At 59.6% G+C, this 7,763-nt stretch carries 8 protein-coding genes and 1 CRISPR repeat array; of the genes, 4 read left to right on the top strand and 4 right to left on the bottom strand.

The window, feature by feature from the left end:
- Nucleotides 1–95 precede the first annotated feature (95 nt).
- A CRISPR array of direct repeats spans nt 96–673; the repeat unit is 29 nt; unit sequence CCGTTCCCCGCATGCGCGGGGATGAACCG.
- 148 nt (nt 674–821) lie between these two features.
- Together ACM62R_RS00690 and ACM62R_RS00685 are read right to left on the bottom strand one after the other, a co-directional pair.
- A complete protein-coding gene (locus tag ACM62R_RS00690) occupies nt 822–1,631 on the bottom strand; it encodes a metallophosphoesterase (RefSeq protein ID WP_415182148.1) in 810 nt (269 codons plus the stop codon).
- 154 nt (nt 1,632–1,785) lie between these two features.
- Nucleotides 1,786–2,406, bottom strand: coding sequence for a DUF6634 family protein (locus ACM62R_RS00685; protein ID WP_415182147.1), 621 nt, complete (start codon nt 2,404–2,406; stop codon nt 1,786–1,788).
- Between the two features lie 764 nt (nt 2,407–3,170).
- On the opposite strand from ACM62R_RS00685, the gene ACM62R_RS00680 reads away from it, so the two are divergent.
- From ACM62R_RS00680 to ACM62R_RS00665, 4 genes are all read left to right on the top strand, one after another.
- Complete coding sequence (locus ACM62R_RS00680; RefSeq protein ID WP_415182146.1) at nt 3,171–3,986, top strand: SOS response-associated peptidase; 816 nt, start codon at nt 3,171–3,173, stop codon at nt 3,984–3,986.
- A complete protein-coding gene (locus tag ACM62R_RS00675; protein WP_415182145.1) occupies nt 3,976–4,563 on the top strand; it encodes an ImuA family protein in 588 nt (195 codons plus the stop codon). Before ACM62R_RS00680 ends, ACM62R_RS00675 begins: the two co-directional genes overlap by 11 nt.
- Nucleotides 4,564–5,004: 441 nt before the next feature.
- Entirely contained in the window at nt 5,005–5,787 is a 783-nt protein-coding gene (locus ACM62R_RS00670) for a hypothetical protein (RefSeq protein ID WP_415182144.1), read from the top strand.
- Nucleotides 5,784–6,413 carry an RES family NAD+ phosphorylase gene (locus tag ACM62R_RS00665; RefSeq protein ID WP_415182143.1) on the top strand — a complete coding sequence of 210 codons (630 nt, stop codon included), beginning with the start codon at nt 5,784–5,786 and terminating at the stop codon, nt 6,411–6,413. The genes ACM62R_RS00670 and ACM62R_RS00665 overlap by 4 nt, the downstream gene beginning before the upstream one ends.
- Nucleotides 6,414–6,699: 286 nt before the next feature.
- On the opposite strand, the gene ACM62R_RS00660 is transcribed toward ACM62R_RS00665, so the two are convergent.
- Complete coding sequence (locus ACM62R_RS00660; protein ID WP_415182142.1) at nt 6,700–7,032, bottom strand: AzlD domain-containing protein; 333 nt, start codon at nt 7,030–7,032, stop codon at nt 6,700–6,702.
- The gene (locus ACM62R_RS00655) at nt 7,029–7,742 is read right to left on the bottom strand and encodes an AzlC family ABC transporter permease (RefSeq protein ID WP_415182141.1); all 714 of its coding nucleotides are present in this window, start codon (nt 7,740–7,742) and stop codon (nt 7,029–7,031) included. Before ACM62R_RS00655 ends, ACM62R_RS00660 begins: the two co-directional genes overlap by 4 nt.
- Nucleotides 7,743–7,763 lie beyond the last annotated feature (21 nt).

Here is a 7,763-nt window from a genome sequence, read left to right as displayed (position 1 = left end):
TGGAACTTCACGCCATCAAGATAAGCTACCCGTGGTCCCCAGCGACCGCTTACGGATGAACCGCGTGATGCTGATCCGCTATTCCAGCACAAGGCCCGTTCCCCGCATGCGCGGGGATGAACCGCAGGGCTACGACACGATGCAGACCGTGGGCTGCCGTTCCCCGCATGCGCGGGGATGAACCGAACTCGGTGGCCACGGCACGCCTGGGCGCGGACCGTTCCCCGCATGTGCGGGGATGAACCGTTGATCCGCTAAGCACCCCTACTCCAAACCGTCCGTTCCCCGCATGCGCGGGGATGAACCGGAATGGCGTATTTAGAATTGACACGGTATCAACCGTTCCCCGCATGCGCGGGGATGAACCGATGATCGGCTAACCAACCCCGGCGCTACTGCCCCGTTCCCCGCATGCGCGGGGATGAACCGTTTCTGGTTGAACACCTGCACCGCGTCACAAACCGTTCCCCGCATGCGCGGGGATGAACCGTCGAGGTTGATACCTCCGGCTGGGAGTTGGCACCGTTCCCCGAATGCGAGGGGGTGAACCGAATTGGAGGGGGCAATGGCGGAGGCGCTGCAACCGTTCCCCGCATGCGCGGGGATGAACCGCCATTAGCGTACCTCCGCATAATCCACAGCATCCGTTCCCCGCATGCGCGGGGATGAACCGGAACGCTTCTCGATGCCTTCACTTGAAGCCTTGGCTTGGGCGTTGATCAATCAAAGTTGACCCTAACACCGATCGCTTTTGTGTCCTAAACTTTGTGTATGAAGCTCAGCCCGAAGATTGAGCAGAAGTTACGTGAGCCTCCCATTCTTCAAACAAATCCCGCCAACCGCGCCAGAACCTCCGTTTCGCTGGCCGCCGTCACCTCCCACGGATACCCAAGCGAGATGTTGCGCAGGCGGGTCTTGCCGTGCTGGAACGCAATCTGATGATGGGTATGCCCGAAGAGCCACTCATCCGGCTGGTAGGTTTCGATCAGCTGGGACAAATCGGAAGCGTAGGCGGCATGCACGGGAGAGTCGTCGGTTATGCAATCCGCCAAGGGCGCGTGATGGGTCACAACAATGGTACGCCCCGCAAAGGGTTCGGCCAATCGCGCCTCAAGCCATGCGCGGTGATCGGTATGGGTTCGGAGCACATCAATCGGGGTGATCTTGCGAAACGCGCCGCCGGCCGCCCATCGGATGTAATGGTAATCATTCATGGCTTGGCTGGCCTGATACATGCAGGCCTCGGTGGCGCCTGTCAGGGCAAAATCGGTCCAAAGGGTGCAGCACAGGTAGCGGCAGCCGCCAAACTGCAAAACCTGTTTTTGCGCAAAGTTGGCGCCGGCGTCCTCACAGATCGCGGCCAGACGGTCGTCGCCATTCAGCACATGATCATAGTAATCATGATTGCCGGGGAACAGGTAGATACGCTCCGTCGGCACATAGCGCGCGAGATGCGCCAGCATTTTGGGCCAGCGTACCTTTGGTTTGTTTGACAGATCGCCCGCGATGATCAGCGCATCCAGCGAGGCCAGGAAGTCTGGATCAAAGGAGGTGAGCGGATCGCGCCCTTTGATCAACCAAATGTCGAGATGCAGATCAGCAATGGCCAACACTTTTGGGTTTATGTTCATGTGACGATCTCCTCAATCACGGACAGCTGGTGAAGGCGTCGACCGGGTGGCACACCCTGAACGCCCGGCCTGCCGATAGGTTTGGGTCTTTTGCTATGCGCCGCGCAGCGCAGTTGTATCGGCGCAAACGCCCAAGTGCGTCGGGACATGGTCATTATTGGCATCTCTCCGGCGCCGCCTGCTCTGCGCCAAGGATCGCCCGGGCCTGATGAATGGTCAGCACGAGGCGCTGTGCAGCCGCGATCTTGTCACCATGGCGGGCCAGCATCTCCGCAAAACTTGCAGCCTGTGTCAGACGGTACCACCGCGATGTGCTGCGCGCCCAAGTGCCGTCCGGCGCCAGGCCACAGAGCCGGGAGCTGCGGGTGAGCGGTCCGACGCAATAGGGATGACCCGTTGGTGTCCCGAGGAGGAGCAACCCGTCCCCGGCAGGATCGTACACCACAATCCAGTGCGCCATGACCGGCGCATCATCAAGGGCATCGGGGCCCGGTCTACGCGCCGCCAGCGCCAGCGAGCGTTCGCGCATGCGCCGCATAACCATCTCGGTTTGATCCTGGGTAAACCGCTTCCAAGTGGAGGCAGGGATAGAGGTTTTTCCCTGCGTCACCGACAAACCCGGCATTGGATAGACCTCCCGGAACGCCGTTTGCACGTCTAGCGGAAGCGCATCCAAAACATGACCCGGATTGGACTGGCTCGGGACAGCTTCAGGCGGGACAGCCGTTCGAAGCAGGTCGAGATAGGCGAGGTCTTTGGCGTTCGGGTCCATCATCAGCCCTCCCGGACGCAGACATCGGCAAGCCCGGCGCCTGTCGGCCCCTCGATCTCACCGGGGTAAACCAGCATGCGCGCGGCCATCCGCCTTATCGCGACACCGTTCCCCCGCCTGATCAAAGGCGGTCGAGAGCGGGCTGCACAAGGATTCGCCGTCGCGCGACCGTTTTGGTGAAGAATGATCAGATGCGTCATGTTGATTTGCCTTGTTGTGAGAGGCTTGGGTCCGCCAGAGACCAAATGGACCAGCTTTATTATTCCCGGCGGCGCCGGGTCATCTGTGGCTTTGAAAGTGAAGAGACGGGGTCTGAATCGCTGTTCTTCCAGCCTCAGAACGGGCTAAGCGGTGGAGTAAATATTGATCATGCCTGTGCTCCGGAAGATGTCATGTCCAAAGGCTAGCCGAAACTTCGCATCGATTGCAAGTACCTGATTTGAAATGTAAAAAAACCACCTCCCATGAGGCGTCGCTTTTTGAACTTTTTCGCAAAGCGAATTCTTTCATGCTTCACCGACCGTCAGGATCACACGCTTTGCAGGCGCCCCAAGGGTTTAGCGGCTTTGGACGTTGCAGCGCGCAATAGCGTTTCGAGCAATTTTCGCAGAATTTGAGTAATATGTTTTTCGCGATTTCTTAGGTTACAGATCATGCACTTGGACCCATTGCGCAGGCGGCAAACGCGTATTTTAGATCGGTTTAGGGTGTGTTCCCGGCATGGGTGCTGGCCTGGCCGCAATTCCGGCAGGGCGATTCGCTGTCAGATGATGGCGTCCGATGGCGCCTCGCGGTGCTCCGCTCCCCATAAAACTGCGTACACCTTGCCAGCCCAGGCTTTCCCCACCGCCCGTGTTCTGGTAACGTTCCAGATCATCCTCCAACTGGGGCCGGATCAGCTGATGTGTAATTTATACTCCCAGACCAAGAGCCAAGATGCGATGCGGCATGTGTTTGACGACATGCTGATCGGCGATGAGGCGTTCGAGGACCTGACCGGCAACCTGCCCGCGCAAACCGGGATCTGGCCGGATTATGCAGCACCTATCATCCGACATAGGCCGCAGGGTGGCTGGCAGTTGAGCAAGACCCGTTGGGGCATGCCAACGCCAGAAACGTTCCTCAAAGGTAAGCGCACCGATTCCGGCGTGACCAATATCCGCAATGTGGCCTCGCCGCATTGGCGGCGCTGGCTGGGGGTGGAGCATCGCTGCCTTGTGCCCTTCACCAGCTTTTCCGAGATCGATCAGCGGCCCGGCGCGCCGCGCAACCATCCGGTTTGGTTTGCGCTTGGGGCTGAAAGACCTCTGGCGTTTTTCGCAGGGCTACGTACCGAATGGACCTCGGTGCGCAAGCTCAAAGAAGGCGAAGTCACCGCAGAGCTGTTCGGTTTTTTGACCTGCCCGCCCAATGCGGAAGTCGCGCCTGTCCATCCCAAAGCGATGCCGGTGATCCTGACGAAGCCTGCGGATTGGCGGCAATGGCTGACGGCCCCGACTGAGGAAGCGTTGAAGCTCCAGCGTCCTCTGCCGGACGGGATGTTGCAGATCGTGGCCGAGGGAGAACGGACAGATGCGGGCTGAGCCGAGCCCCGGTGATCCTTTCGGCCTGCGCCAGCGCCGCGTACATGAGGCCGAGGGCCGGGGACGGCGCGCATTTGCATGGTTTCAGGCCATCCACCACCCCGGTACTCTGGTCTGGATCTCGCCCGCCCATGCGCCTGAGATACCAATGCTGCGCGGTCTGCCGCAGGGTATCGGGGAACGGTTGCACCTGCTGCGCCCGACAAGTGAGATTGATCTGCTGTGGTGCATCGAAGAAACCCTGCGCGCGGCACCCGTGGCGCTGGTTATCGCAGAGCCGTCACAGCCGCTCTCCTTAACCGCTGGCCGACGCTTTCAGCTGGCAGCGGAGGCGGGGCGCACCACCGGGTTGCTGCTGATCCAAACCGATGCGGGCAGCAATGCCACCGAAACCCGCTGGTCGTGTGAACAGCAGGCCAGCGCACAAGCGGGTTCGACTCTGCATCAATGGACTCTTAAAAAGAACAAACAAGGCGCTATTGGCGATTGGCTTGTAAACTGGAATGGCGCGTCGGCTGCTGTCCATATGGTTTGCGAGGCTGGTGAGCGACGCCGGCCTGCGGAACCGGCTCGTTGAAGGGGCTTTTGCGCTGACCCTTCGGTCGCGCAATTCTGATCATCTGCATTGCGTGAACCCATCCGGATTTCCAGCGTTATTTCCTGAGTGCGCCAGACATTCCTAACGCCGATGACCCTTTTTGGCTGCTGGCAAAACATGTGGCATTGCCCAAGGTTGATTTTCGCAAACGCTCCAGCCGTCAGCGCGCCAAGCAATAGGGGATCAGGTTCTTCGAGTGTCTCAGCCGCGCAGGGGTGCGAAAAACGATCGCGTTTCAGATTTTCGCAAATCCGGGCTGCCGCAGCTGGCCTGGGACCTAAAACGGACCGGGCCGAGCCCCCGCGCATCATGCGGGCGTATTCGAGGGCGGATCGAGATGAGTGAGAGATGCGCATGGGTGGTTGCTTTTGTAAGATGCTTGATCTATATGTACAAAAGCAACCAGTTTGGGAGGGCGCGATGATCATCACAGTCCCCAATGAACCCGGCTACGCAGGGCGGTCCACTCAAGGGCGTAAGAAGCGGGCCTCACCGGCTCGTGAACAGTTTATCAAGCAGTCGGAAGGGTGGATCAGGCAGCTCTCAGTTGAGCTACCAGAGGCATATGTAGAATACGCAGTCACCGGAAATCCCTCACCTGATGATCTTTTGCAGTCTGTGGCCGAGCTGGTCTCTGGTGATCAAATGCACAGGGCTCTTCTACTGCGCTATGTGCGTGCGGTGGAGCAACTGGTCCAAAAAATGCCGAACGATCTGATCATGTCGACCATCTCCGCACCCTCCGATTTCGGAGCCTTGGTGCGCGCCCTGAGTGACCCGCGCGTGTCGGAACCCTCGCGGGGGATCGATCCGCTTGCTGGTGCGGTTGGTCGATCCATCGATCACCGCGACAGGCTAAGGCAGATGGCCGGTGAAATGCTGTCGAGCTCACAGGTCGAAGAACTGCTAGGGATCAAGCGTCAGGCGATAGACAAGCGACGGAAAGCGCACAAGCTCCTCGCCCTGCGAATGGGCTCGGACTGGTCCTATCCTGCTCTCCAGTTCGACGGGGGAGAGGTTCTTTTCGGCTTGGAGAGTATCCTTAATGCGCATGCCGAGAAGGACCCTTGGGTTATCTTGGACATCCTGCTCGCTCCGGACGAGGCGTTGAGGGGCCGTACCCTTCTTCAGGCGATGCAGGAGAAGGACGAGCAAGCCATCGCGCGTCACATCGCGCAGGCCGGAGGCGACGGGTTCGCATGAGCGTCGCGCCTAGGGGGCCGACAGGGTCCGCTCCGCTCCCTCCTGCGGATCTGAGCGTTCGTGATCTCCCGATCCGGGTGGTGGCCGCAGGGGAGCCCCTTTATCGGGTGCATAGGTCTCATCACTACCCCATCTTCTTCGGGCCCGGGGCCGGGAACCCGCCCGCGTACCGCTTCGACAGTATCAGCGGACGCTTCGGCGTTCTGTATGTCGCCCCGGGTCCGGACGCGGCGATGATCGAAACGCTTCTGCGTCAGCCCCAGAGGCTCACCGTCGACTACTCAGAAATTCGGGACAGAAGTCTCTCAACGCTCCGTGCCGATCGCGATCTGCGTTTGGTGTCCGCCACCGGGAACGACCTGTCCCGGCTCGGGACGACCGCGGCGCTATCGACAGGTCCGTATGATCCCTGCGGTGCCTGGTCGGATGCTCTCTTTGATCATCCGGCCGTTCCGGACGGCATCCTGTTCTGCTCACGACACAACCCGGACGAGCTGTGCATAGCGCTTTTTGAGCGTAAGGACCTCGCGTTCGTGATCTCCTCCACTACGCCGCTCCCCGCCATGCTGACAGAGGTGGGGGTCCTGCTCGATCGCCACGGCAAATCTCTGTTTGGCGCACCGTAGAAAGGAGACAGGGCGGGGAACAGGACCCCGATGTCCGCTGTCGCGCGGCCACTATTTCTTACAGCCCGCCACAAACGGTGGATTCTGGCATTCTGTGACAGTTTAGGCGAGACTAATAGACATGGTAGCTATACGGATTGCTGTGGGGTAACGCCTTCTTGACGCATCTTAGCGACAGTATCTGCCTATTTCGACGAAGACGTCAGAGCCGCCACCATCGGTTGATCTACAGTTTCAGACTGGAACCGCGCTGCAAGGGGCGCCTCTTCGCGTTTTGCGATAGGCTTTATCCCAGCAGATAGAGCATCAGATAAAGTGTTACCCCGCCTGACAGGATCGCAGCCAGCACATTACGGGTCACAATGCCTGCGATAAGCGTCGCTGCCGCCGCCAACATACGCGGCGCATCAAGCGCGCCGCCCGTCGCCGGAGGCCAGGCCACCATCGGAGCCACGAGCGCAGGCAGCACCGCAACAGCCGTGTAGCGCAGGTGCCGCAGCACCCAGGGCGGCATTGCGCGATCCCCGACAATTCCTAGAAAAATAAAGCGCAGTGCAAAGCTGCCTGCGGCGAGGCAGACCAGTACGATCCAGATGTCTGGTGTGGCGACATCTTTCATGCCGCCGCCTTGCTTGACATAAGCAACTCGACCTGTGCGCCAACAATCATACCCACCGCCCCCGCAATCAACAGACCAAGGCTATAGGGAACAGAGGCCAGCATCAGCGATGCGGCTATGGCCACAAAAGCCGCAGCAACATGCGCAATGCTGCGCAACATCGGCGCGACCATCGCCAGAAATGTGATCGGCACCGCAAAATCGAGCGCAAATCCAGCTGGAATCGCGCTGCCTGCGATTGCGCCAACCATAGTAAAGGCCAGCCAAAGCGGAATGATGGACGAACTCACGCCAAAATAATACGCCAGCTTTTGGGCAATGCTCCATTCGGGGTGTTTCTCATATGCCAGAATCGCGCTCGCATAAACCTGATCGACCATCAGATAGGCCACCAGCGCCCGCATACTCATAGGGGCCTTCCCCAAATGCGGCGTCAGCGACGCGGAATACATTGCCATACGCAAATTCACGGCCAGCGATGTTGCAATCACTATCAGGGTTGGCGCGTGCTCAGAGAGGAGTTGCACGGCGGTGAATTGCGACGCGCCTGCCACAACAAAGAACGAATAGGAAAACGTCTCTAGCAGGGTGAACCCGGCTTCTGTCGCGACGACTCCGAAGAGTATCGAGAAAGGCGCAATCACAAGGATAAAGGGTGCGCCAGCGCGCATACCCTGCCAGTAGCTGGACTTGGTGGTTTCTGGTGGCATCAGCTGCCTGCCCTCGGGAAA

Source organism: Phaeovulum sp. (assembly GCF_047638075.1).
Lineage (GTDB): Bacteria > Pseudomonadota > Alphaproteobacteria > Rhodobacterales > Rhodobacteraceae > UBA6197.
Note: the sequence above shows the minus strand (reverse complement) of the source record. Positions and strands in the feature narration are given on the sequence as shown.

Excerpts from the sequence above, each read along its gene's own strand:
- ACM62R_RS00670 (WP_415182144.1), top strand. The coding sequence starts at position 5,005 with ATGATCATCACAGTCCCCAATGAACCCGGCTACGCAGGGCGGTCCACT.
- ACM62R_RS00655 (WP_415182141.1), bottom strand. The coding sequence starts at position 7,742 with ATGCCACCAGAAACCACCAAGTCCAGCTACTGGCAGGGTATGCGCGCT.
- ACM62R_RS00680 (WP_415182146.1), top strand. The coding sequence starts at position 3,171 with ATGATGGCGTCCGATGGCGCCTCGCGGTGCTCCGCTCCCCATAAAACT.
- ACM62R_RS00665 (WP_415182143.1), top strand. The coding sequence starts at position 5,784 with ATGAGCGTCGCGCCTAGGGGGCCGACAGGGTCCGCTCCGCTCCCTCCT.
- ACM62R_RS00690 (WP_415182148.1), bottom strand. The coding sequence starts at position 1,631 with ATGAACATAAACCCAAAAGTGTTGGCCATTGCTGATCTGCATCTCGAC.
- ACM62R_RS00675 (WP_415182145.1), top strand. The coding sequence starts at position 3,976 with ATGCGGGCTGAGCCGAGCCCCGGTGATCCTTTCGGCCTGCGCCAGCGC.
- ACM62R_RS00660 (WP_415182142.1), bottom strand. The coding sequence starts at position 7,032 with ATGAAAGATGTCGCCACACCAGACATCTGGATCGTACTGGTCTGCCTC.
- ACM62R_RS00685 (WP_415182147.1), bottom strand. The coding sequence starts at position 2,406 with ATGATGGACCCGAACGCCAAAGACCTCGCCTATCTCGACCTGCTTCGA.